General features: G+C 70.3%; 21 protein-coding genes. 10 read left to right on the forward strand and 11 right to left on the reverse strand.

All coding sequences use genetic code 11. The features are described 5' to 3' along the window. Window positions 1-196 precede the first annotated feature (196 nt). Window positions 197-1,333, reverse strand: coding sequence for a site-2 protease family protein (locus HD596_RS52010; protein ID WP_313046822.1), 1,137 nt, complete (start codon window positions 1,331-1,333; stop codon window positions 197-199). Window positions 1,334-1,448: 115 nt separating this feature from the next. Between HD596_RS52010 and HD596_RS52015 the strand changes: the two genes are divergently transcribed. From HD596_RS52015 to HD596_RS52025, 3 genes are all read left to right on the forward strand, one after another. Further along, a complete protein-coding gene (locus tag HD596_RS52015; RefSeq protein ID WP_185076855.1) occupies window positions 1,449-2,309 on the forward strand; it encodes a RecB family exonuclease in 861 nt (286 codons plus the stop codon). 111 nt (window positions 2,310-2,420) lie between these two features. Continuing rightward, window positions 2,421-3,596 (forward strand): sensor histidine kinase, encoded by a 1,176-nt coding sequence (locus HD596_RS63185; RefSeq protein WP_185076856.1) that lies wholly within the window; start codon window positions 2,421-2,423, stop codon window positions 3,594-3,596. Next, a complete protein-coding gene (locus HD596_RS52025; RefSeq protein WP_185076857.1) occupies window positions 3,593-4,276 on the forward strand; it encodes a response regulator in 684 nt (227 codons plus the stop codon). The genes HD596_RS63185 and HD596_RS52025 overlap by 4 nt, the downstream gene beginning before the upstream one ends. 47 nt (window positions 4,277-4,323) lie before the next feature. Here HD596_RS52025 and HD596_RS52030 read toward each other — a convergent pair whose 3' ends face one another. The 8 genes from HD596_RS52030 to metH form a co-directional block, all read right to left on the reverse strand. Beyond that, the gene (locus HD596_RS52030) at window positions 4,324-5,352 is read right to left on the reverse strand and encodes an ABC transporter ATP-binding protein (protein ID WP_185076858.1); all 1,029 of its coding nucleotides are present in this window, start codon (window positions 5,350-5,352) and stop codon (window positions 4,324-4,326) included. Next, complete coding sequence (locus tag HD596_RS52035) at window positions 5,349-6,377, reverse strand: ABC transporter ATP-binding protein (RefSeq protein WP_185076859.1); 1,029 nt, start codon at window positions 6,375-6,377, stop codon at window positions 5,349-5,351. The genes HD596_RS52030 and HD596_RS52035 overlap by 4 nt, the downstream gene beginning before the upstream one ends. Further along, entirely contained in the window at window positions 6,374-7,387 is a 1,014-nt protein-coding gene (locus tag HD596_RS52040) for an ABC transporter permease (RefSeq protein ID WP_185076860.1), read from the reverse strand. The genes HD596_RS52035 and HD596_RS52040 overlap by 4 nt, the downstream gene beginning before the upstream one ends. A 94-nt stretch (window positions 7,388-7,481) precedes the next feature. Then, complete coding sequence (locus tag HD596_RS52045; protein WP_185076861.1) at window positions 7,482-9,248, reverse strand: ABC transporter substrate-binding protein; 1,767 nt, start codon at window positions 9,246-9,248, stop codon at window positions 7,482-7,484. Between the two features lie 57 nt (window positions 9,249-9,305). Continuing rightward, the gene (locus HD596_RS52050) at window positions 9,306-10,304 is read right to left on the reverse strand and encodes an ABC transporter permease (RefSeq protein WP_185076862.1); all 999 of its coding nucleotides are present in this window, start codon (window positions 10,302-10,304) and stop codon (window positions 9,306-9,308) included. 265 nt (window positions 10,305-10,569) lie between these two features. Further along, window positions 10,570-11,040 (reverse strand): cellulose synthase, encoded by a 471-nt coding sequence (locus tag HD596_RS52055; RefSeq protein ID WP_185076863.1) that lies wholly within the window; start codon window positions 11,038-11,040, stop codon window positions 10,570-10,572. Window positions 11,041-11,442: 402 nt separating this feature from the next. Continuing rightward, entirely contained in the window at window positions 11,443-12,087 is a 645-nt protein-coding gene (locus HD596_RS52060) for an HAD family hydrolase (protein ID WP_185076864.1), read from the reverse strand. 658 nt (window positions 12,088-12,745) lie between these two features. Further along, window positions 12,746-16,210, reverse strand: coding sequence for a methionine synthase (gene metH / locus HD596_RS52065; protein WP_185076865.1), 3,465 nt, complete (start codon window positions 16,208-16,210; stop codon window positions 12,746-12,748). A gap of 192 nt (window positions 16,211-16,402) precedes the next feature. On the opposite strand from metH, the gene HD596_RS52070 reads away from it, so the two are divergent. The 7 genes from HD596_RS52070 to HD596_RS52100 all read left to right on the forward strand — a co-directional run bounded on the left by HD596_RS52070 (window position 16,403) and on the right by HD596_RS52100 (window position 21,458). Then, window positions 16,403-16,858: a universal stress protein gene (locus tag HD596_RS52070; RefSeq protein ID WP_185076866.1), complete on the forward strand. Its 456-nt coding sequence runs from the start codon at window positions 16,403-16,405 to the stop codon at window positions 16,856-16,858. 711 nt (window positions 16,859-17,569) lie between these two features. Continuing rightward, the gene (locus HD596_RS52075; protein ID WP_185076867.1) at window positions 17,570-18,424 is read left to right on the forward strand and encodes a PAC2 family protein; all 855 of its coding nucleotides are present in this window, start codon (window positions 17,570-17,572) and stop codon (window positions 18,422-18,424) included. A gap of 230 nt (window positions 18,425-18,654) precedes the next feature. Further along, entirely contained in the window at window positions 18,655-19,146 is a 492-nt protein-coding gene (locus HD596_RS52080; protein ID WP_185076868.1) for a TetR/AcrR family transcriptional regulator, read from the forward strand. Between the two features lie 116 nt (window positions 19,147-19,262). Further along, entirely contained in the window at window positions 19,263-19,913 is a 651-nt protein-coding gene (locus HD596_RS65365) for a TetR/AcrR family transcriptional regulator (protein ID WP_185076869.1), read from the forward strand. Window positions 19,914-19,962: 49 nt separating this feature from the next. Continuing rightward, a complete protein-coding gene (locus HD596_RS52090; RefSeq protein WP_313047682.1) occupies window positions 19,963-20,319 on the forward strand; it encodes a class I SAM-dependent methyltransferase in 357 nt (118 codons plus the stop codon). Then, complete coding sequence (locus HD596_RS52095; RefSeq protein ID WP_185076870.1) at window positions 20,214-20,459, forward strand: hypothetical protein; 246 nt, start codon at window positions 20,214-20,216, stop codon at window positions 20,457-20,459. Before HD596_RS52090 ends, HD596_RS52095 begins: the two co-directional genes overlap by 106 nt. Before the next feature lie 45 nt (window positions 20,460-20,504). Continuing rightward, window positions 20,505-21,458, forward strand: a complete 954-nt coding sequence (locus tag HD596_RS52100; RefSeq protein ID WP_185076871.1) for an NAD-dependent epimerase/dehydratase family protein — start codon at window positions 20,505-20,507, stop codon at window positions 21,456-21,458. 5 nt (window positions 21,459-21,463) lie between these two features. Here the strand turns inward: HD596_RS52100 and HD596_RS52105 are convergent, their stop codons facing one another. Together HD596_RS52105 and HD596_RS52110 are read right to left on the reverse strand one after the other, a co-directional pair. After that, complete coding sequence (locus HD596_RS52105) at window positions 21,464-22,651, reverse strand: glycosyltransferase (protein ID WP_185076872.1); 1,188 nt, start codon at window positions 22,649-22,651, stop codon at window positions 21,464-21,466. Beyond that, window positions 22,648-23,874, reverse strand: coding sequence for a glycosyltransferase family 9 protein (locus tag HD596_RS52110; protein WP_246555454.1), 1,227 nt, complete (start codon window positions 23,872-23,874; stop codon window positions 22,648-22,650). Before HD596_RS52110 ends, HD596_RS52105 begins: the two co-directional genes overlap by 4 nt. Window positions 23,875-23,891: the final 17 nt, after the last annotated feature.

Raw genomic sequence — 23,891 nt, forward strand, 5'->3', positions numbered from 1 at the left:
GCCGTGCCGCGGCCACGTCGTCTCGATTCGGTGAACCGGTGGACCGCAACAAACCCCTTAACTGTGCAAGTTTGGCCAAACAGAACACTATCGGCCAGTCGTCACATCGCAGTAACCGGCCGCAGTCGGCTCCGGCCGCCCGAAACTGCTGGACACGACCCTATCCATGGCCCGCCGCTTAAACGAGTGGGACAAATCAGACGCCCGTGAAAACCCGGTTAACATCGGCCGTGGCGAGCACCCCGTAGATCTCGCCGCCCCGTTCCACCAGGAGATACTCGCTGCCCGGGGCCTCGCGCATGGCGTCGATGAGCGGCTCTCCGGTCAGGTCGGCCGCGAGCACCATGGTGGGCTCCAGGGACTTGGCGACCGAGCCGGCGCTCACCCAGGGGCGGCGGTGCTCGGGGGTGGCCTGGACGGCGGCCTCGTTCACGATCGCCAGGGGCCGGCCTTCGTGGCCGACCACGACGAGGGCGCCCGCGTTGCGCTCGGCGGCCTGCCGCAGCGCCTCCGACAGCGGCGTCTCGGCGGTCACCGGGATCGCCCTGCGCGCCAGCGCGCGGGCGTTGACCTGCGGGATCCTGGCGCGGATCTTGGCCACGCGCAGCGACTGGCTCGCGCCGAGCCAGATGAACGACGCCAGCACGAACGGCCACAGCAGTTCCATCGTGTCGATGTCCTGGCCGCCCTGCAGGGTCGTGGCGATCGAGAACACGACGAGCAGCACGGCCAGCACGCGGCCGCCCCAGGCCGCGACGATGGTGCCGGAGCTGGGGTTCTTGGTCAGCTGCCAGACGCCGGCGCGCAGCATCCGGCCGCCGTCCAGGGGCAGGCCGGGCAGCAGGTTGAACACGCCGACGATGAGGTTGGCCATCCACAGCTGCCAGATGAGCACCTCGGGGATGCCGCCGCCGTTGATCACGTAGACGTCGGCGGCCAGGCCGAGCCCGGCCAGGCCCAGCGACAGCGCCGGCCCCGCCGCGGCGACCAGGAACTCCTTGGCCGGCGTGGGCGGCTCCTTCTCGATCTCCGACACGCCGCCGAGCAGGTAGAGGGTGATCCTGCGCACCGGCAGGCCGTAGAACTTGGCCAGCACGCTGTGGGCCAGCTCGTGCAGCAGCACCGACACGTACAGCAGCACCGCGAACACGAACGCGACCGCGTAGGCGGCCGTCCTGTCGAGCTCGGGCAGCATCTGGCTCACCTGGCGCTCGAACGCCCAGGTGATGAAGGCCGCCACGATGAACCATGTCCACGAGACGTACACCGGAATGCCGAACGGCTTCCCCATCCGAAGACCGGAGAACTCCCGCCGCGGGCTCTGCTCGCTCACTGCACTCCTTGATACGTCCATTACGTGCTGTTGCTGCCTTGATGCTACGCGCCGGATCGGTGATCATCGTGGCGCGAAGGCTATTCTGTCGGGGTCTTGACCTAGAGTGCGGTGCATGACGTTGACCGAACCGGTGATCATCGGAGCTCTCTCCCCGTCCCGGGCGGGCGATTTCATGACCTGTCCGCTGCTCTACCGCTTCCGGGTGATCGACCAGCTCCCCGAGAAGCCTTCGCAGGCGGCGGTGCGGGGCACGGTGGTGCACGCGGTCCTGGAGCGGCTCTACGACCTCCCGGCGCCGCGGCGTTCGGTCCAGGCGGCGCTGGAGCTCCTGGAGCCACAGTGGCAGCGGCTGCTGGACGAGGACCCGCAATACGCGCAGATGTTCGCCGACGAGGCCGAGCAGGCCGAGTGGCTGGTGCAGGCGCGCGGCATGCTGGAGCGCTACTTCACGCTGGAGGACCCGACGCGGCTGGAGCCCGCCGAGCGCGAGCTCTACGTGGAGGCGGTCCTCGACGGGGGGCTCATGCTGCGCGGCTACGTCGACCGGCTCGACGTGGCGCCGACCGGCGAGGTCCGGGTGGTCGACTACAAGACCGGCAGCGCGCCGGGCCCCGACTTCGAGGCCAAGGCGCTGTTCCAGATGAAGTTCTACGCCCTGGTGCTGTGGCGGCTGCGCGGCCAGGTGCCTCGGCTGCTGCAATTGGTCTACCTGGGCGGGCAGGGCGAGGTGCTGCGCTACGCCCCGGACGAGGCCGACCTGCTGGCCACCGAGCGCAAGGTGATGGCGCTGTGGACGGCGATCGAGCGGTCGCTGGAGTCGGGCGAGTGGCGTGCCCGCCGCAGCCGCCTGTGCGACTGGTGCGACCACCAGGCCCTGTGCCCGGAGTTCGGCGGCACACCCCCGCCGATCCCCGCCCGCCAGCCGGGCGACACCACCCGCACCCACCGCCGCGCCGCCACCGACGAACTCTGACCCACCCCGCCACCCCACCCGGCACCTGCGCGCGGGGGTTTGAGGGCGGATGGGTGGCAATCCTCCCGAGGGAGGAGGTTACGGGCTTTCACCTGGGCCTACAGTGAAGCGGTGCGCATAGACCGGACCACGTTCCACGACGCGGTGCTCGCCGGGGTGGTGGCCGCGGCGTCGGTGGCGATGTTCGTGCTCTACGGCCCCGACCGCCTGCAGGCGCAGGGTCTGGCGGTGGACGGCATGCGCGCCCCCGACCCGCTGGGCGGGCTCCTGGTGGTGCTGGCGTGCGTGCCCGTGGCGGCGCGCAGGCGGTGGCCGCTGGCGGCGATGTGCGCCGAGCTGGTGCCCGAGACGCTGCTGAGCGTGCTCGGCTACGGGACCGGGGTCTCGGGGCTGGCCGGGCTGGTGCTGCTGTACTCGGTGGCCTCCTACCGCGGGCTGGCGATGGCGCTGGCGGGGCTGCTGATCTCGATGGTGACGTACGTGCTGGGCGCCCTGGCGGGCCCGGTCAGGGCGACGAGCTGGAGCGAGCACGTCGTGGTGGCCGTGGTGCTGGTGGCGGTGTGGGGCGCGGGGCGGAGCCTGCGGCTGCGGCGGGCGTACCTGGACGAGCTCAAGGACCGGGCGGAGCGGCTGGAGCGGGCGCGCGCGGCCGACACGAGGGCGGCCCGCGCCGAGGAGCGTTCGCGGATCGCCCGCGAGCTGCACGACGTGGTGGCCCACCACGTCAGCGTGATGACCGTGCAGGCGGCCGCGGCGCGCAGGGTGCTGGCCTCCGATCCCGACCTGGCGCGCGAGGCGCTGTCGGCGATCGAGCACACCGGCCGGATGGCGATGGCGGAGATGCGCAGCATCGTCGGCGTCCTGCGTACCGACGCCCGCGCCGAGCTGGGCCCGCAGCCCGGCGTGCAGGATCTGCCGGTGCTGGTGGAGCAGATGCGGGAGGCGGGGCTGGCGACCCGGCTGATCGTGGAGGGCGAGCCGCGGCCGCTGCCCGCCGGGGTCGACCTGGCCGCCTACCGGCTGGCCCAGGAGGGGCTGACGAACAGCCTGCGGCACGCCGGGGCGGGGGCCAAGGCCGTGGTGACCGTCCGCCACGACCCCCGTGAGCTGGACGTACGGGTGCAGGACGACGGGCTGGGCGCGGCCGGGGTGTCCGCGCGGCCAGGGCACGGTTTGGTGGGCATTCGCGAACGGGTCGCACTCTATGGTGGAATCCTCAACATCGGTCCGCTACCGGGGGGCGGTTTCGAAGTGCGGGCGAGGTTCCCGTTGAAGGACGGCCAATGACGATCAGAGTGCTGCTGGTGGACGACCAGCCGCTGCTGCGTACGGGATTCCGCCTGATTCTGGAGGCCGAGTCCGACATCACGGTGGTGGGGCAGGCGGGTGACGGCAAGGACGCCATGGAGCAGACGCGGGCGCTGCTGCCCGACGTGGTGCTGATGGACATCCGCATGCCGGGCGTCGACGGCATCGAGGCGACCCGCAGGATCGTGCGGGAGGCGGCCCCGACGGCGCACGTGCCGAAGGTGCTGGTGCTGACCACGTTCGACCTGGACGAGTACATCGTGGAGGCGTTGCGCTCGGGCGCGTCCGGGTTCCTGCTGAAGGACGTGCCGCCCGACGAGCTGGTGCAGGCGATCCGGGTGGTGGCGGCGGGCGACGCGATCGTGGCGCCGAGCGTGACGCGGCGGCTGCTCGACAGGTTCGCCAAGCGGCTGCCGTCGGCGTACGAGCAGCCCGCTCCGGCCCGGCTGGACCGGCTGACGGAGCGGGAGCTGGAGGTGCTGCGGCTGATCGCCAAGGGAATGTCCAACGCGGAGATCGCGGCCAAGCTCGTGGTGAGCGAGACGACGGTCAAGACCCACGTCGGCAACGTGCTGACCAAGCTGGGGCTGCGCGACCGCGTGCAGGCCGTGGTGCTGGCCTACGAGACGGGGCTGATCACGCCGGGCACGTACTCCTGAGACGGGGGGCGCGCCCGGGCGGGCGCGCCCCCCGTCTCAGGACACGGTCAGGACGCGGCGGCGGGGGCGGCCTCGGCCGCGGCGGGGGCGTTCTCCGGGAAGTGGCAGGCGACGCGGTGGCCGCTGGCCAGCTCCTCCAGGGGCGGCTCGACCGTCTTGCAGATCTCCTGCGCCTTCCAGCAGCGGGTGTGGAAGCGGCAGGCGGGCGGCGGGTTGAGCGGGCTGGGCACGTCGCCGGCCAGCCGGATGCGCTCGCGCTCCTTGCGCGCCTTGGGGTCGGGCACGGGCACGGCCGACATCAGGGCGTTGGTGTACGGGTGCATCGGCGTGCTGTAGAGCTGCTTGCGGTCGCCGATCTCCACGATCTTGCCCAGGTACATGACGGCCACCCGGTCGCTGATGTGGCGCACCACCGACAGGTCGTGGGCGATCACGACGTAGGTGAGGTCCAGCTCGTTCTGCAGGTCTTCGAGCAGGTTGACGACCTGGGCCTGGATGGAGACGTCGAGCGCGGAGACCGGCTCGTCGGCGATGATCAGCTTGGGCTTGAGCGCGAGGGTGCGGGCGATGCCGATGCGCTGCCGCTGGCCGCCGGAGAACTCGTGCGGGTAGCGGTTGTAGTGCTCGGGGTTGAGCCCGACCAGGGCGAGGATGTCCTGGACGGCCCGCTTGACGCCGTGCTCGGTCTTGACGCCCTGGATGCGGAACGGCGCGCCGACGATGGTGCCGACCGTGTGGCGGGGGTTGAGCGACGAGTACGGGTCCTGGAAGATCATCTGCATGTCGCGGCGGAGCGGCCTCAGCTTGCCCTGCCCCATGTGCGTGATGTCCTCGCCCTCGAAGACCACCTTGCCGGCGGTGGGCTCGAGGAGCCGGGTGACCAGCCGGCCGGTGGTGGACTTGCCGCAGCCGGACTCCCCCACCAGGCCGAGCGTCTCGCCCTTGAACACGTCGAAGCTGATCCCGTCGACCGCCTTGACGGCGCCGACCTGCCGCTTGAGCAGGCCCTTCGTCACGGGGAAGTGCTTCTCCAGGCCCTGTACGGAAAGGAGCGGCTCGTTCTTGGGCTCGGTCACTGGGTCTCCAGCAGTGGCTTGATCTCGTTCTCCCACAGCTCCCGCCGCTCCGTCCGGTCCATGTGGCAGCGCACCAGGTGGCCGCCCTGGGTCTGGAGCAGGTCCGGGACCTCGGACTTGGCCTTGCCTCCGGTCCGCTCCGCGTACGGGCAGCGGGGGTGGAAGGCGCAGCCCGGCGGCACGTTGATCAGCGACGGCGGGGAGCCCTTGATCGGCAGCAGCCGTTCGGTGGGCTCCCGGTCGAGCCGGGGCATCGATCCCAGTAGACCCCATGTGTAGGGGTGCTCGGGACGGTAGAAGATGTCGTCGGCGCTGCCGTACTCGATGCACTTGCCCGCGTACATGACCAGGATGTCGTCGGACAGCTCGGCCACCACGCCCAGGTCGTGGGTGATGATGATCAGCGCGGAGTTGAACTCGCGCTGCAGGTCGACCATGAGGTCGAGGATCTGGGCCTGCACGGTCACGTCGAGCGCGGTGGTGGGCTCGTCGGCGATGAGCAGCTCGGGGTCGCACGACAGCGCCATGGCGATCATGGCGCGCTGGCGCATGCCGCCGGAGAACTCGTGCGGGTAGGAGTCGACGCGGCGCTGCGGCTCGGGGATGCCGACCCGGCCGAGCATGTCGATGGCGTGCTTCTTCGCCACGGCCTTGGTGACCTTGTTGTGGATGCGGTACGCCTCGATGATCTGGTCGCCGACCGTGTAGAACGGGTGCATCGACGACAGCGGATCCTGGAAGATCATCGCCATCTTCTTGCCGCGCAGCCCGCGCACGTGCTCCTGGGAGGCGCCGACGAGCTCCTCGCCGTCGAGCCAGATCTCGCCGGAGATGTTGGCGCCCTTGCCCTTGTGCAGGCCGAGGATGCCGAGGCTGGTGACCGACTTGCCGGAGCCGGACTCGCCGACGATGCCGAGCGTCTTGCCGCGTTCGAGGTCGAACGTCAGCCCGTCGACGGACTTGACCAGGCCGTCGTCGGTCGGGAAGTGGATCTTGAGGTCCTTGACCTGCAGAAACGCGCTCATGCCAGCCTCACCCTCGGGTCCACGACCGCGTAGAGCAGGTCGACGATCAGGTTGGCCACGATGATGAAGGCGGCCGCCACCAGGGTGACGCCCATCACCTGGGGCAGGTCGTTGCGCTCGATGGCGTCCCTGGCGTACTTGCCGATGCCGGGCAGCGAGAACGTGCTCTCGGTCAGCACCGCGCCGCCGAGCAGCAGGCCCAGGTCCAGGCCGAACATGGTCAGCACCGGGGTGAGCGTGGCTCTCAGCCCGTGTTTGAGCACCACGGCCCGCTCGGGCAGGCCCTTGGCTCTGGCCGTGCGTATGTAGTCCTCGGACATGGTCTCCAGCATGCCCGCCCTGGTGAGCCGGGCGTAGCCGGCGGCGTACAGGAAGGCGAGCGTGATCCAGGGCAGCATCAGGTTGTTGGCCCAGGTGAGCGGATCCTCGCTGAACGGCACCCAGTCGGCGACGTCGCCGACGAGGCCGAGCTGGTCACGGAAGATGGCCAGCGAGACGATGCCGGTGAAGAAGATGGGCAGCGACACGCCGGCCAGGGCGACGCCCATGGAGATGCGGTCGAAGAAGCTGCCGCGCCGCAGCGCGGACACCACGCCGGTGGCCACGCCGAAGAACACCCACACCACGGCCGCGCCGAGCGCCAGCGACAGGGTGATCGGTATGCGGTCGAGCAGGTCGGGCAGGACCGGGTTCTGCGTGACGTACGAGTAGCCGAGGCAGGGCGCCGGGCACAGCTCGACGCCGGGGCCGTAGTTGCGCTCCACGCCGACGAAGATGCCCTTTACGAACCGCCCGTACTGGACCAGGAGCGGGTCGTAGAACCCCAATCGGATCGCCGTATCGTGGATGACCTGCTCGTTGGCGGCCTTGCCGACGTAACGAGAGGCGAGGTCGTCAGCGGACATCCCAGCGAGCCGAGGCACGAGGAAGAAGATGGCGAACGTCGTGATGCTCACCACGAAGAGCAGCATGACGGCCGCTATCAACCGTCTGAGAATGTATGTGAACACTGATCTCGGCCATGGCGGCCGGGCCTCGTGAGCCCGGCCGCCGGAGCCTTCACCTGCTTTCGACGTACGTGTCCGGCGGGGTCCGCCTGACCGATTACTGGGTGCTCAGCGTGAGGTACTCGTACATGCCCCAGTTCTGGCTGACGAAGACGTTCTTCAGCGTCGGCGGCCGGTAGAACAGGCCGTGCGCCCAGACGTAGGGCAGGATGAACGCCGAGTCCATGACCTGCTTGTCGACCTGCGCCCAGATGGCGTTGCGCTTGGTGGCGTCGGTCTCCGCGGCCGCCTGGTCGATGAGCTCGTCGATCTTCGGGTCCTTGACGCTGAGGTTGGTGTTACCGGCGTCGCGGATGACACGGCTGTCGACGATCTGCTGGAAGAAGCCGAAGCCCTCGGGGTAGTCGGCGCCCCAGCCGTAGACCATGAGGCCGAGGTTGTTCTTCTTGGCGAAGTCGGGCTTGCCGGCGTACAGCTTGAAGTAGTCGCCCTGCGGGTAGCCCTTGATCTCCAGCTTGATGCCGACGCGGCCGAGCGACTGCTGCAGCGACTCGGCGGTCAGCTTCTCGGCGGCGCGCTCGTTGCGGTAGGAGATGGTGGTGCTGAAGCCGTTGGGCTGGCCACAGGCCGCCAGCTCCTCCTTGGCCTTGGTGAGGTCGCCGGTCGGGTTGGCCTCGACGCCGTACGGGTCGATCTTCTGGTAGCCGGTCATCTTCGCCGGCATGAGGCTGAGCGCGACGTCGCCGCCGGCGTCGGGGCCGCCGTAGGCGCCCTGGATCGCGGAGCGGTCGGCCGCGTACATCACGGCCTTGCGGCAGTGGATGTTGTCGAACGGCTTGACGTCACCGTTGATGTTGGTGAACCAGGTCCGGTCGATCGGGGCCGAGTCGGCGTACTGCTTGACCTTCGGGTCGGTCAGGACCGTCTTGCGGGCGTTGGCCGCCACGCCGGTGCTGTTGATCTTGACGTCGATCTTGCCGGACAGCAGGCGCTGGTCGAGGTCGTCCTCGTTCTGGCCGAGCAGCACCTCGATGGAGTCGTTGAGCTGCTTGCGGTTGGGGTCGGTGGCCGGGTCCCAGTTGGGGTTCTTCACGAGCTCGATGCGCTTGGTGAGCTCGTGCGACTTGAACATGTAGGGGCCGGTCGAGACCGGGTGCTCCTTGTACTTCGAGCCGGTGTCCTTGGCCTCGGGCACGGGGGCCGTCTGCGGGAGCATGGCGAAGTAGTCGAAACCGCCGTACGGCTTCTTCAGGTGGAAGACGACGGTGGACTCGTCGGGCGTCTCGACGGCCTTGAAGTCGTCGAGCTTGCCCTTCATCTTGTACGGGCCGGTGTAGCCCTGCACGTCGAGCCAGTCGTTGAAGTAGGTCGGGCCGCTGGGCAGGATGTCCTTGTCCAGCGAGCGGGCCACGGCGTACTTGACGTCCTTCGACGTCACCGGGGTGCCGTCCTCGAACTTGATGCCCTTGCGCAGCTTGTACGTCCACGTCTTGCCGCCGTCGCTGGGCTTGCCCAGGTCCTCGGCCAGGTCGCCGACGAGCTGCAGGCCCTCCTCGCCCGGCACCGGCTTGAACATGGTCAGCGCGCGGGTGTAGAGGCGGGAGAAGTTCCACGCGTAGCCGTAGTACTGGTCGCCCGGGTCGACGGAGTCGAAGTCGCCCGGCATGCCCATGTGCAGGGTGCCGCCGGTCTTCTCCGACGGGTTGACGACCTGCGTGACGCCCGCGTTGTACTGGCTCGCGGGCTTGTCGTCACTGCCGGTGCCGCTGGTGCTCTTGGCACCGCCACCGCCGCCACACGCCGAGACGACCACGGCGAGAGCGGCGGTCACCGCCACTGCCGACGCCTTTGATCTTGTCTTCATCGACCTGACACACCCCTTGTATCTAGGAGTTGAGAACTTGCTGAAAACTCACGAGGGCTATCGGGCCTTGGGGTCGAAGGCGTCCCTGAGGCCGTCACCGAGCAGGTTGAACGCCAGCACGGTGATGAAGATCGCGAGACCGGGGAAGATCATGAAGTTGGGCGCCACCTGGTAGTTGTGGACGGCGTCCGACAACATGCCTCCCCACGTGGGAGTCGGCGGCCGCACACCCACGCCGAGGAACGACAGCGCGGCCTCGAACAGGATGTTCGAGGGGATCAGCAGCGTCGAGTAGACGAGGATCGGCGCCAGGAGGTTGGGCAGGATCTCCTTGAACAGGATGGTGTGGTTGCGCGCGCCCAGGCTCCTGGACGCGTCGACGAACTCCCGTTCGCGGAGGGACAGCGTCTGACCTCGGATGATGCGCCCGATATAGGGCCAGTTGAAGAACCCGATGATGAACACCAGCAGGCTGATGCGCAGCGTGTCGCCCGACATGCCGAACGCCTTGTCGGGGATGACGCCGGCCAGCGCCAGCGCGAACACCAGCAGCGGGAAGGCCAGGAAGATGTCCATGAGGCGGCTGATGACGGTGTCGACCCAGCCGCCGAAGAAGCCGGCGATCATCCCGAGGACGGTGCCGAGCACCACGCACAGCAGGGTCGCGAAGAACGCGATCAGCAGCGAGATGCGGGCCCCGTACAGGACGCGGCTGAACAGGTCGCGGCCCGAGTCGGGCTCCACGCCGAACAGGAAGTCGCTGCTGATGCCGCCGAAGGCGCCCAGCGGCGCGCCGATGGAGGGGTCGAGCTTCTCCCGGTGCCACTCGCCCGGCGGGTGCCCGAACCACGACACCAGCAGCGGAGCGAAGACGGCGACCAGGATGAGCAGGAGGATGACGATGCCACCGGTCATCGCGATGCGGTCGCGCTTGAGGCGCATCCACGCGATCTGCCCGAGGGAACGTCCCCTGATGACCGAGGTCTCCGCTCCCTCAAGAACGGTCTCCGGCCCTGCTTCGATGGCCGATTCCGGAACATCGAGCGGTGCGGTCATGCCAGTAGCCCCCTGGATTCCAGACGACATCGTCCGTGTCGGCGCGGTCCCGGTCAGGGTAGTGCGCCCATGCGATCGAGGTCCGCGTGTCGCGGCCCCAGGAGGCAGAATCTATGGCCTGAGCTGGTGTGACTAGTCCCTCTGAGCTCTATGTGGCTCAACTGTGATTGACCAGAAACTCATTCGTATCGATCTTGAGGAGAATGTCTACGAGCCGTCCCGGTTACGTCTCGGAACTGTGACACAGCCGAATTCGTCCGTGGATTCAGCTGATGCCACGCTTTTTGAGCAGCGCCTCGATGTCGGAGAAATCGTCCTCGGCCTTGGCGGTCTGCTTGGGCGCGACGGCGGGCTGCTGGGGTTTGGGGGCGGCTTTGTTCGCTGAGGGCTTAACTGCGGGGGCCTCTGAAGGGGCCTTCTTCCTGAAGCTCGCCAGTTTCCGGCCGCGCATGACGCCCGACGCGACGAACAGCACCACCGACAGCCCCGCCACGGCGACCCCTGCCCAGACGAAGGGATTGAACACCATGCCGGTGACGAACCCCACGATGGTCGCGCCTATGGTCCACAACGTCTGCAGCGCACCCGTCAGGTAGGCCGCCGCCGGCAGCAGCGCCCATGCCGCAGCCCGCATGCCCGAGGCCGCCCCCCGGCGCCTGAAGGCCAGGAAACTGAGTATCAGGCCCAGCAGGGTCAGTCCGGCACACAGCGGCAGCCAAACGGTCGGATTGAGCATCACGCCACCCCTCGTATCGACTACATCTCCATCCTGGCACGCGAAACGCCGCCCGCCCCTCCTCCGCGAGAACCACTTGTCCCCTAGGGGTCCGGCTTGCCACCCCGGGGGCCGGCGACCGTGATCGAGTCGGCCTCCCCGGCCGGGCGGCATCCCCCACGGCCCGCCGTCTGGCCGGGCGCGGGGCCCGCTGACGGCGGCGGCCGAGGACGGATGGTGCAGGAAGGTCAGGACGCGAATTTGACAGCGAGGGGGCGCTTGGGAGGTCGGACGGATGCGAGGTTTGGTGGGATGTGAGGTGAGGCGGATGCGGCGTGAGAAGGGATGTGAGGTGAGACGGATGCGAGGTGACAGGGATACGGGGGTGAGATGGATTGCCGGGGTGAGACGGATAGGGCGGGGTCAGATCGAGATGAGGGCGCGGAGGTCGGCGACGGTGACCTGCTCCAGGGACGGCACCACCAGTCGGCCGGGCGCGGGGTCGATGGCCAGCAGGCTCGGGACGGCCACCACCGCACACCCCGCCGCCGTGGCGGCCGCCACGCCGTTGGGAGAGTCCTCCAGCACCACGCACCGCACCGGCTCCACCCCGAGCAGCCGCGCAGCCGTCAGGTACGGCTCAGGGTCAGGTTTGGTACGCGTGACGTCGTCCGCCGTGACCACCACGTCGAACCGGTCGCGCCCCACGCTCTTGAGCACCGCCTCCGCGATCTCCTTCAGCGACGACGTGACCAGCCCCACGGGCACCCCCTCGTCCCGCAGCGCCTCCAGCAGCTCCAAGGCGCCCGGCATGACATGGACCCCCGCCGTCAGCCGCCGCACCATCCCGCCGGTCATCCACTCCCGCACCGTCTCGGCGGGCACGTCGGCGCCGGAGACGGCCAGCATGTAGTCGACCGTACGCTCCATGGATCCGCCCAGCAGGTGGACCTGGTGCTCCGGTGTCCACTGGGCGCCGAGCCTGGCCATCACGTCCGTCTCGATCTCCAGCCAGACCCGCTCGCTGTCGACCAGCAGCCCGTCCATGTCGTAGAAGACCGCTTCCACGCCTGCCCCCCGATCGGTAGTGTTTGCCCGCCATTGTCCCTGCCCCGCCCGGTTCACGGACAGGCCGCCCCCCGCCACCGGCCTCGTCCACCCGCCCGAGCCGCCCCCCCGTCACCGGCCTCGTCCACCCGCCCGAGCCGCACCTCGTCCCTGGGACGAAGCGACCTCGCGCGGTCATCTCCGCCCTTCGACTCGCTTCCGGTCAAGCGCTACGGCAGCGCCGCACGGCTCGTCCCATCCACCTGCCGAGTGAAGTCCTGAACCGAGCCACCCGCCCAGATAACCGGCCGAGCCGCTCCCAAACCGGCCGCCCCTGGTGCCACCGTTCCGTCCACCGACCGAACACCCCCGGCAGCAGGCGGTCCACCCGCCAAGCGCCCCCCGGCAGCAGCCCGTCCACCCGCCGAGCGGACTCCGCAACCGGCCCGCCCACCCGCCGACCAGCCGAGCCAAGCCGACCAGCCTCTCCGGCACCGGTCCGTCCACCGACCGGTGAGCGACCACCCGCCCGGACCGCGAGCCCGACATCCCCCTGCCGAGAGACCGTCCACCCGGACCGGGAAGCCGCCATCCGCCCACCGACCCGTGAACGACCGCCCGCCCGAGCCCGGAAGCCGCCATCCACCCGCCGGCCGGTGAAGGGCCGGGTGGGTGGGGGTTAGACGTTGAAGTATTTGGCCTCGGGGTGGTGGGCGACCAGGGCTGAGGTGGCCTGTTCCGGGTGGAGCTGGAACTCCTCCGACAGCGACACCCCGATGCGCTCCGGGTCGAGCAGCTGGAACAGCTGCTTCTGGTCCTCCAGGTTGGGGCAGGCGGGGTAGCCGAACGAGTAGCGGCAGCCCTGGATGTTGACCTTGAGCATGTCGTCGATCGACTCCTCGCCGCCGATGCCCCACTCCGAGCGCACCCTGGCGTGCCAGTATTCGGCCAGTGCCTCGGTGAGCTGCACCGACAGGCCGTGGAGCTCGAGGTAGTCGCGGTAGGCGTCCTTGGCGAACAGCTCGGCCGTCGCCTCGGCGATCTTCGCGCCCATGGTGACGACCTGGAAGCCGACCACGTCGACTTCGCCGGAGTCCTTGGCGCGGAAGAAGTCGGACAGGCACAGGTGGCGGTCGCGGCGCTGGCGCGGGAAGGTGAAGCGGGTGCGCTCGCTGCCGTCGTCGTCGAGGATGATCAGGGAGTCGCCGTCGGAGACGCACGGGAAGTGGCCGTAGACGACGGCCGCCTCCAGCAGCCCCTCGGTCTGGATGCGGTCGAGCCACATGCGCAGCCGCGGCCGCCCCTCGAGCTCGACCAGCTCGTCGTAGTCGGGCCCCGCGCCGCCCCTGGTGGGCTTGAGCCCCCACTGGCCGAGGAACAGGGCGCGCTCGTCGAGGAAGGCGGCGTAGTCGGTCAGGGAGATGCCCTTGACCACGCGGTCGCCGTAGAAGGGGACCGCGGGGATGGGGTTGTCGGCGGCCACGTCGGAGCGGGCGGGCAGTTCCTCGACGGGCGTGCGCTGCAGCACCGCGCCGGTCTTGACGCGCCGCTCGCGCAGCGGCGGCAGCGTCGCGCCCGCGACGCCGCGCTTGACGGCCATGAACGAGTCCATCAGCCGCAGTCCCTCGAACGCGTCGCGCGCGTAGCGCACCTCGCCCTCGAACAGCTCGGCCAGGTCCTGCTCGACGTAGGCGCGGGTCAGGGCGGCGCCGCCGAGCAGGACGGGGTATCGCTCGGCCAGGCCCCTGGAGTTCATCTCCTCCAGGTTTTCCTTCATGATGACCGTCGACTTCACCAGCAGCCCCGACATGCCGATGACGTCGGCCTTCTGCTCGTCGGCGGCCTCGAGGATGGCCGAGACCGGCTGCTTGATGCCGAGGTTGACGACCTGGTAGCCGTTGTTGGACAGGATGATGTCGACGAGGTTCTTGCCGATGTCGTGCACGTCGCCCTTGACGGTGGCCAGCACGATGCGGCCCTTCGACTCGCCCTCGACGCGGTCCATGTGGGGCTCGAGGTAGGCGACGGCGGCCTTCATGACCTCGGCCGACTGCAGCACGAACGGCAGCTGCATCTGCCCGGAGCCGAACAGCTCGCCCACCGTCTTCATGCCGTCGAGCAGCACGTCGTTGATGATCTCGAGGGCGGGCCGCTGCTCCAGCGCGGTGTCGAGGTCGGCCTCCAGGCCCTTGCGCTCGCCGTCGATGATGCGCCGCTTGAGCCGCTCCCACAGCGGCAGCGCGGCCAACTCCTCGGCCTTGCCGGCGCGCAGGGCGGCCGCGTCGACGCCCTCGAACAGCTCCATGAACCGCTGCAGCGGGTCGTAGCCCTCGCGGCGGCGGTCGTAGACCATGTCGAGCGCGACCTGGCGCTGCTCGTCGGGGATGCGGGCCATCGGCAGGATCTTGGAGGCGTGCACGATGGCCGAGTCGAGCCCGGCGTTGACGCACTCGTTGAGGAACACCGAGTTGAGCACCATGCGGGCGGCCGGGTTGAGACCGAAGCTGATGTTGGACAGGCCCAGCGTGGTCTGCACGCCCGGGTAGCGGCGCTTGAGCTCGCGGATGGCCTCGATGGTCTCCAGGCCGTCGCGCCTGGTCTCCTCCTGGCCGGTGGCGATGGGGAAGGTCAGGCAGTCGACGATGATGTCCTCGACCCGCATGCCCCAGTTGGTGGTCAGGTCCTCGACGAGGCGGCTGGCCACGCGTACCTTCCACTCGGCGGTGCGGGCCTGGCCCTCCTCGTCGATGGTGAGCGCGACGACGGCCGCGCCGTGCTCGCGTACGAGGCGCATGATCTTCTGGAAGCGGGAGTCGGGGCCGTCGCCGTCCTCGTAGTTGACGGAGTTGACCGCGGCGCGCCCGCCGAGCATCTCGAGACCGGCCTGCAGCACCGCGGGCTCGGTCGAGTCGAGCATGATCGGCAGCGTGGACGCGGTGGCGAACCGGAACGCCAGCTCCTTCATGTCGGCCACGCCGTCGCGGCCGACGTAGTCGACGCACAGGTCGAGCATGTGGGCGCCGTCGCGGGCCTGATCGCGGGCCATCTCGACGCAGTCGTCCCAGTGGCCGGCCAGCATGGCCTCGCGGAAGGCCTTGGAGCCGTTGGTGTTGCAGCGCTCGCCGATGGCCAGGTAGGAGGTGTCCTGGCGGAACGGGACCGTCTGGTAGAGCGAGGAGGCGCCCGGCTCGGGGTGCGGCCGGCGCGGCGCGACCTGCTGGCCGCGGACGCGCTCGACGACCTGGCGCAGGTGCTCGGGCGTGGTGCCGCAGCAGCCGCCGACCAGCGACAGGCCGTAGTCGCGGGTGAAGGTGCCGTGCGCGTCGGCCAGCTCGGGAGCGCTCAGCGGATAGTACGCGCCGTCGGCGGTCAGCACGGGCAGGCCGGCGTTGGGCATGCAGGAGAGCTTGAGCCGCGAGTGGCGGGCGAGGTAGCGCAGGTGCTCGCTCATCTCGGCGGGGCCGGTCGCGCAGTTGAGGCCCACGACGTCGACGCCGAGCGGCTCGATCGCGGTCAGCGCGGCGCCGATCTCGGAGCCGAGCAGCATCGCGCCGTTGGTCTCGATGGTGACCTGCGCGATGATCGGGATGTCGCGGCCGGAGTCTTCGATGGCCCGCTTGGCGCCGATGACGGCGGCCTTGACCTGGAGCAGGTCCTGGCAGGTCTCGATGATCAGCGCGTCGGCGCCGCCCGCGATCAGGCCCGCGGCGTTGTCGCGGTAGGCGTCGCGCAGGACGGCGTACGGCAGGTGGCCGAGCGTCGGGAGCTTGGTGCCGGGCCCCATGGAGCCGAGCACGAAGCGCGGCTGGTCGGGCGTGGACCAGTGGTCGGCGGCCTCGCGGGCGATCCTGGCCCCCGCCTCGGAGTATTCGAAGACGCGGTCGGAGATGTCGTATTCGCCGAGGGCGGCGAGGTTGGCGCCGAACGTGTTGGTCTCGACGCAGTCGACGCCGACGGCGAAGTAGGCGTCGTGGACGCCGCGCACGATGTCGGGCCGGGTGACGTTGAGCACCTCGTTGCAGCCCTCGTGGCCGTGGAAGTCGTCGAGCGTCGGGTCCTGGGCCTGGAGCATCGTGCCCATCGCCCCGTCGGCCACGATGACGCGCTGGGACAACACTTCTCGGAAGGACGGGGAGATGCTCATGGGGTAGAGCTTATCGGGTGCGCCTAGAGCCCTACTCGCAAGCGGCCCGTACGCGCGTTCGCTCTGGGAGCGAAAGCGGGGCCACCAGGGGCGTGGGCGCCCCGGTCTTCGAGACCCCGGCGGTCCTAAGGTGGGTGCCGGGCGCTATCGTACCGACTGTCAATTGAACGCCGCGTCCAATTGGGGGTCTCCGTGACCTACCGCACCGTACTCGTCGGCACCGACGGCTCGGCCTCCTCCTTCCGCGCCGTCTCCGCGGCGGCGTCCCTGGCCTCGGCGACCGGCGCCACTCTGGTCCTGGCCTGCGCGTACCTGCCGATGCGGGAGAGCGAGCGCGCCGCGGCCGCCGACCGGCTGGGCGATCTCGCGTACAAGGTGGGCGGCTCCACCCCGGCCGACGACGCCCTGCGGGCGGCGCGCGGGCACGCCGTGGCGGCCGGCGCCTCGGACGTGGTCCTGGCCGCCGAGCAGGGGGACGCCGTGGACGTGCTCGTGTCGCTGGCCGACCGGCACCGGGCCGACCTGCTGGTGGTGGGCAATCGCGGGCTCAACAGCCTGGCCGGGCGGCTGCTGGGCTCCGTGCCGTCCGCGGTCTCCCATCGCGCCGCCTGCGATGTCCTGATCGTCCACACGACGGACGGCCGCTGACCGCCCGCCCCTTTTCGCTTTTCTTACGCGCACGCGCGCGCGAGGCATCGCCACGACCCTGCGGCGGTGGTGCGGCGAGTGCGGGTGGCTTGCCGGACGCTGCCCCGATATGCGCGGGTGACGCTATGACGCGGATGGCGTATGTCGCAGGAAGATCACGTCTGCGCCGCAGCGGTAGATACCTGGCCACAGAGGGCATATCTGGCGCATAGAACGGCACATTGCACACAAGGCCCATCAACCGCAACAGACGCAGCCGTTGCAGGAGGCGCATGGTGCTGGAGGCAGGAGCGAAGGGACGCGGCGGTATGAGCGGCAGACGAGTGCGGGAGCGCCAAAGAGGCGATGTTGGTGCTGAAGGAGCGACGGGAGGGGTGGGCCTGCTCGCGGCCAGCGGGCCGGGATGCAGACGCTCCGAGGCGTGCGGCGGGAGAGTGGGAGAGGCGCGTAAGTGTCAGCGGGGTTGCGGGGGTTGGAGCCGGGATAAAGGTGCAGGAGGTATGGGTGACGCGGGGCGGCGTAGGGGTTTCGGACGGGTGGGGTGGCGGGCTGGGATGGGTGGTGGGGAGGCGCGGTGAGGTGTCGGCCTGAGGGCACGGGGATGGCGCGTTCGCGCTTGAGAGGCGGGTTGCGCGTTCGCGGGGAGATCGGTGACGCCGAGTACTCCCGACCGCATAGGCTTAGCGAGACGATGGAGAGAGGAGGCGACACGTGATAGAGCTCGAAAGGCTCCCCGAGCTCGTAGACCCGGTGCTCATTGCCGCGTTCGAGGGGTGGAACGACGCGGGCGAGGCCTCTAGTGGTGTGATCGCCCATCTCGAGTCCGCCTGGAAGGCCGAGCCGCTGATCGCGCTCGACCCGGACGACTACTACGACTTCCAGGTCACCCGGCCCGTCGTGGAGATGGGCGAGGGGCTGACGCGTTCGATCGTGTGGCCGACGACGCGGCTGCTGCGCGCCCGCCCGCCGGGCGTGGAGCGCGACGTCGTGCTGCTGCGCGGCATCGAGCCCAACATGCGCTGGCGCTCGTTCTGCGCCGACATCATCGAGATCTGCCGGGAGCTGGGCATCGAGCTGGCCGTCATGCTGGGCGCGCTGCTCAACGACTCCCCGCACACGCGGCCGGTGCCCATTCTCGGGGGTGCGACGGACGAGGCGCTGGCCCGTTCGACCAACCTGGAGCTGAGCCGCTACGAGGGCCCCACCGGCATCGTCGGGGTGCTGCAGCACGCGTTCGGCGAGGCGGGGCTGGACGCCATCTCGCTGTGGGCGTCGGTGCCGCACTACGTCGCCCAGCCACCCAACCCGAAGGCGACGCTCGCGCTGCTGCGCCGCCTGGAGGACGTGCTGGAGATCCCCATGCCCCTGGGCGAGCTCGACGAGGAGGCCCGCGCGTGGGAGCGCGGCGTCGACGAGCTGGCCTCGCAGGACAGCGAGGTCGCCGAGTACGTCAAGGAGCTGGAGGAGCGCAAGGACGCCGCCGAGTTGCCCGAGGCCAGCGGCGACGCGATCGCGGCCGAGTTCGAGCGCTACCTGCGCCGCCGGGACCGGGACACTGACAGCTAACCCTCAGGGATAAAAACCGCGAAATTTTCGGGATTTCGGGTAATAATCGGGGCCGTACAAGATTGCACCCACGTTAGGGCTCCAGACACAGATCCGATAAATCCAGAAAAACCCCTCGGCTTCGCGCCGTGATGCCTACTCAACTAACCGCGCACGTTAGGCACGCCATGGCGACTTCCCATGTTGACCCGCACCAAAGAAGTCAGGACACCAGGCGCCGCGTCCTCGAGATGGCCGTCTCCCTCCGGGAGGACCGCTCCGGCGGCTCCGTGGACCACTTCCTCGCGCTGCTGCAGGACCGCCTTCCGCTCTGGCTGAGCATTCTTCATGATCTCTCCTATCGCATCGGAAAAGGGTGCGTAGCGGACAACCTTCTCCCCATTGCCCGAGCGGGCATTAATTACTACATCGAGGTGCAAAGTGCAGCACTTCCCGCTTTCACCTCGCCGCAAGTGACGGTCCGCTTCCGCGAGGCCGTCCGCGACACCGGGCTGGGTCCGGGCACCGAAGTCGCGCCGCTGGCCGCGTACCTGGCGGCGGAGCAGGACCTCGGCCGGATCGGACCCGAGGTGGACCCGGAGGCCAGCGCACGGCTGCTGATCGCGGGCTGCTTCCACCGGGCCTACCTCGAGATGTTCGTGGGGGCCGACGCCGGCCCGACGCTGGAGGCCAGCGCTCGCGAGATCGTCCGCGAGCTGCGCCTCGAACCCGTTCCCGCCTGACCTCCGGAGATCCGGCGACAGCACCCCGGCCCCGCCCGCGGCGATCCCGCGGGCGGGGCCTTCGCATGCGCCGAGCCTTGCCAACTGCCTGAACGCGTGTTTAGCGCGCTGAACATGTGTTCAGCGCATTCGGACCTGACGCGCAGGCCAAGATCCGCGACGCGGCCATCGCCCACTTCGCCCGCGACGGCTTCCAGAAGACGAACCTGCGGGCCGTCGCCGCCACCGCGGGCGTGAGCGCCGCCCTGGTCATCCACCACTTCGGCAGCAAGGAGAAGCTGCGGAGCGTCTGCGACGACCATGTGCTCGGCGTGCTGGTACGGCGGGCGCACGAGGCCGGGACGCCCGGCCTGCTGGGCGAGTTCATGGCGAACCCGGAGGAGTACCAGCTCAAGGTGCGCTACATGGTCCGGGCGATCGAGGAGGACACCCCCGCCGCGGGCAGGTTCGTCGACACGCTGGTGGCCGAGTCGGAGTCGATCCTGCGGGCCGGGATCGCCGACGGTTCGGTGCGGCCGTCCTCGGACGTGCGGGCGCTGGCCGTGTTCACCGTGCTGACCAGCCTGGCCATGCTGACCATGGCCCCGCCCCTGACGCGCGCGCTCGGGCACGACGGCTTCGGCCCCGAGGTCCTGCGCCGGATGACGCTGCCCACGCTGGAGCTCTTCACCCACGGCCTGTACGCGGACGACGCGCCGCTGAAGGCGGCCAAGGCCGCCTGGGAGACCACTCAGAAGAACGCCGCTCAAGAGAACAGGGACGAATGACCGATGGCGACCGCGCTACATCGCGCACCGGGCCAGGAAGCTGGACGAGATCGCCCGGCGCTTCCTCGCCCGCCACCCCGACGCGATCGGCCTGGACCTGGGGGCCGGCCTCGACAGCCGGGCGCTGCGGATCGCCCCGCCGCCCACCGCCGAATGGCACGACGTCGACTTCCCCGAGGTCATCGCCGCCCGGCGGCGGCTGCTGCCGGAGGCCGCCAGGCCCCACGACCTCGCCGCGGACGTCACCGACCCCGCCTGGCCACCGGCGAGATCGCCTTCAACGGCTACAGCACGTTCGCCGTGTGGGCCCAGAAGCGGGTCGCCGTCGGCAAGAACGTCGCCGGCATCTCCAGGTTCCCCGGCCTCGACGACCCCCGCGAGCCCGAACGCCGGCACCCCAAGCTGAAGCTGGTCAAGGAGGTCCTGATGACACGGGAGCCCGAGGTGGCCGGGTTCCCGGCGTGGCTACGGCTGATGAACCGCCTGACCGCCCCCAGCGCGGCGTTGTCGCGGAAGGGGAACGTGGTTCTCCATTACCGTTTCTAGGGGTAGACTGATCGTCAGTTTCACTGATGATTTGGAGAGCTGACCATGATTCTGATCACCGGCGGGCTGGGCTTCATCGGCACGCACACCACCCAGGCCCTGCTCGACCTCGGCGAATCCTGCGTGCTCGTCCAGCGCAGGCCCGCCGTGCTGCCCGAGAGGTTCGCGAACGCGCCCGTCGTCGTCGAGCAGGCCGACCTCACCGACGAGGCGGCCCTCCTGGCCGTCGGCGAGCGGCACAAGATCACCGGCATCGTCCACCTCGCCGGCTCCATCCCGTGGCCGCCCGGCGCGTACCAGCCGCTGGAGGGCGCGGACAAGTCCATCCGCAGCCTCCTGAACGTCTTCCGCGCCGCGAGCGAATGGCAGGTGGCGCGGCTCGGCCTGGCCAGCACGATCGGCGTGTACGGCGGCGTCACCGCCGAGGGCGCGCTCAAGGAGGACCTCCCCCTGCCGATGACGTCACCCCACCCGATCCCGGCGTTCAAGAAGATCGGCGAGCTGCTCGGCGACCATCTGGCCGGCGCCATGGGCCTCGACGTGGTCCACTACCGCATCGGCGCCATCTGGGGCCCGCTCGGCCATGCCCAGTCGCCGTTCTTCGCCGCGCCGCAGCTCGTGCACGCCGCCGCCCGCGGCGCCGAGCCCGACCTGTCCGCGCTGCGCGCCGGCGCGTACGCGGAGGACGGCATCGACCTGTGCTACGTCAAGGACTGCGGCCGCGCCCTCGCCCTGCTCCAGCTCGCGGACCGGCTGGCGCACCGCACGTACAACGTGGCCTCCGGGAGGGCGACGACCAACGGCGAGGTCGCCGCGGCGATCAGGAAGCTCGTGCCCGACGCCCGCGTCGGCCTCCCGGAGGGCCGCGACCCCGCCGCGCGGGACACCTGGCTCGACATCACCCGCCTGCGCGAGGACACGGGGTACGAGCCCGCCTACGACACCGAGCGGGCGGTCGCCGACTACCTGGCCTGGCTGCGCGCCGGGAACGAGCGCTAGGGCGCTCAGCCTCCGAGGGCGGCCAGGCGGCCCACCGTACCGTCGATGACCTGCGTGTACACCGCCTCGGTCAGCTCGGCCACGCGCGCCCAGCCGTACCTCGCGCGGGCCCTGAGCGCCCCGGCGGCGGCCAGCTGCGCCCGCCTGCCCGGGTGGTCGAGCACGTCGCTCAGCGCCCTGGCCAGGGCGCGCGGGCGGCGCGGCGGCACCAGGACGCCGCAGCCGGCGACCGTGTCCAGGTGTCCCCCGACCGCCGAGGCCACGACGGGCACGCCGCACGCCATGGCCTCGATCGCCACCATGCCGAACGGCTCGTACCACGGCACCGTCACCAGGACGTCGGCCGAGCGCATCAGCGCCGGCACGTGCTCGCGGGGCACGCTGCCGATCACGTGGACGCGGCGTTCGAGCCCGTACGCCCGCGCCAGGTCGTACAGCCTGACCGCCTCCTCGTCGTCCGCGCGGCCGCCCGCAATCACCAGGTCGGCGTCCGGGATGCGGCGCAGCGCCCTGATCACGGTGTCCACGCCCTTGCGCGGCACCATCCTGCCGATGCTGAGGATCAGCCTGCCGCCGGTGCGCGGCGCCACCGGCCCGTCGGGGCGGAACACCGACAGGTCCACCCCGCACGGCACGACCGCGATGCGCCGCTCGGGGACGCCCATCGCGCGCAGTTCGGCCACCTCGTCGCCGCAGGTGGCCAGCACGGCGTCGGCGCGCCTGCCGATCGCGCGCTCGGTGTCGATCCGGTGGGCGGGGCTGGTGTCGGCGTCGCCCTGCCAGCGCCGCTTGACGGTGCCGAGCGCGTGGAACGTCTGCACCACCGGCACCCCGTCGGCCGCCCGCAGCGCGGCCTGCCCGCTCATCCAGAAGTGGGCGTGGACGACGTCCGGGGGGCTCGCGGCCCAGCGCTCGGCCAGGCGCTCGCCGAACTCGGGCATGTACGGGGGCAGCTCGTCCTTGGAAAGGGGAACCGGCGGCCCGGCCGTGACGTACTCGACCGTGACGCCCGGCGCCATGGTCACCGACCGGGGCTGCCGCTCGGACGTGCGCCGGGTGTGGACGACGACCCTGTGCCCGCGCCCGGCGAGCGCGCGGGCCAGTTCGGCGACGTGGACGTTCTGGCCGCCGGAGTCGACACCACCGACGGCCGCCAGCGGATCCGCGTGCTCGGAAATGAGATCGACCTTCACTGCGTCAGCTCCCTCACTGCCTTGACCACCTGCTCGCTTGTCACGTGAGACAGGCACGGGTGCCCGGGCACCGGGCAGGTGCGCGCCCTGCTCGCGCGGCAGGGCGCCTCCTGGTCCCCGAGCAGCACCGTGGGCACGCCGTACGGGGCCCACCGCGCCGCGGGGACGACGGGGGCGAACAGGCTCACGACCGGCGTCCCGACCGCCGCGGCCAGGTGCGCGGGGCCGGTGTTGCCCGCCACGAGCACGCCGGCACCGTCGATGACGGTGGCGAGTTCGGCGAATGTGGTCACGCCTCCGAGATCGACGGCGACGTCGTCGGCCACGTAGGCGGTGAGGTCACGTTCGTTGCCGGTCACGACGACCCGGTGTCCGTCCTGCACCAGCTCCCGTACGGTCCGCCGGTGCCGTTCGGCCGGCCAGGTCCGCGCGGGGGCCGATGCCCCTGGGTGCACCACGATGTACGTGCCTTTGCCGGCATGGGCGCCGGCCCCAAGCAGGTGCCCCAAATTTTCGGCGATATCCGGCAATGGCCGCTGAACAGCGAGTTTGCCGTCATCGCCGGCCGGCAACTCGAATCCGGCCGCCCTGGCGACCGCCAGCATCCGCTCCGCCTCGGGCACGTCGACGCTCTCGTCCACGACGTGCCGGACGTCCAGGAGCGAGCCGGGGTAGTCGTTGCTGATGGCGGTGATCCTGCGGACGCCGGCCAGCCGGAGCAGCAGGGCCAGCGGGAGCGCCGACTGGTGGAAGGAGGTGAGGATCACCGCCTCGTCGACGCCCGCGAGCCTGCCGACCAGGTCGGCCGCCTGTCCCTTGGTGACGGGCGGCGGGGTGTGGTCGATCCACGGGGCCCGCCATTCGATCACCCGGTCCACGCCGGGCAGCAGCTCGGCCGCCTGCCTGCCGTCCGGGCCGGCCAGGAAGACGAGCTCGCGGGCCAGCGTGCGCACGGCCCTGACGGCGGGCCCCGCCAGCAGCACGTCGCCGGCGCCGTCCAGCCGCGCCACCAGGACCCGGCCCCGGTCGAGCGGGCCGCGGCGGCGCGCGGCGCGGACGGCCGGCTTCCTGGCCGACGCGCGCGGGACGGTCCGCATCCTCCGGCGCGGGGCCGTGTCGCACAGCACCGCTCCCGGCATCCGGCCGCTCGTCGCCGCCTGCGCACGCGGGCACCAGGTGGCGGCCGGATCATGGAATATCGCGTCGATGCCGAGAAACCTCATCGTTCCCCCTCACAGGA

Origin of the sequence: Nonomuraea jabiensis (assembly GCF_014204795.1) — a bacterium.
Lineage (GTDB): Bacteria > Actinomycetota > Actinomycetes > Streptosporangiales > Streptosporangiaceae > Nonomuraea > Nonomuraea jabiensis.

Excerpts from the sequence above, each read along its gene's own strand:
- HD596_RS52100 (WP_185076871.1), top strand. The coding sequence starts at position 20,505 with ATGATTCTGATCACCGGCGGGCTGGGCTTCATCGGCACGCACACCACC.
- HD596_RS52025 (WP_185076857.1), top strand. The coding sequence starts at position 3,593 with ATGACGATCAGAGTGCTGCTGGTGGACGACCAGCCGCTGCTGCGTACG.
- metH (WP_185076865.1), bottom strand. The coding sequence starts at position 16,210 with ATGAGCATCTCCCCGTCCTTCCGAGAAGTGTTGTCCCAGCGCGTCATC.
- HD596_RS52080 (WP_185076868.1), top strand. The coding sequence starts at position 18,655 with ATGGCCGTCTCCCTCCGGGAGGACCGCTCCGGCGGCTCCGTGGACCAC.
- HD596_RS52050 (WP_185076862.1), bottom strand. The coding sequence starts at position 10,304 with ATGACCGCACCGCTCGATGTTCCGGAATCGGCCATCGAAGCAGGGCCG.
- HD596_RS52035 (WP_185076859.1), bottom strand. The coding sequence starts at position 6,377 with ATGAGCGCGTTTCTGCAGGTCAAGGACCTCAAGATCCACTTCCCGACC.
- HD596_RS52055 (WP_185076863.1), bottom strand. The coding sequence starts at position 11,040 with ATGCTCAATCCGACCGTTTGGCTGCCGCTGTGTGCCGGACTGACCCTG.
- HD596_RS52015 (WP_185076855.1), top strand. The coding sequence starts at position 1,449 with ATGACGTTGACCGAACCGGTGATCATCGGAGCTCTCTCCCCGTCCCGG.
- HD596_RS52110 (WP_246555454.1), bottom strand. The coding sequence starts at position 23,874 with ATGAGGTTTCTCGGCATCGACGCGATATTCCATGATCCGGCCGCCACC.
- HD596_RS52045 (WP_185076861.1), bottom strand. The coding sequence starts at position 9,248 with ATGAAGACAAGATCAAAGGCGTCGGCAGTGGCGGTGACCGCCGCTCTC.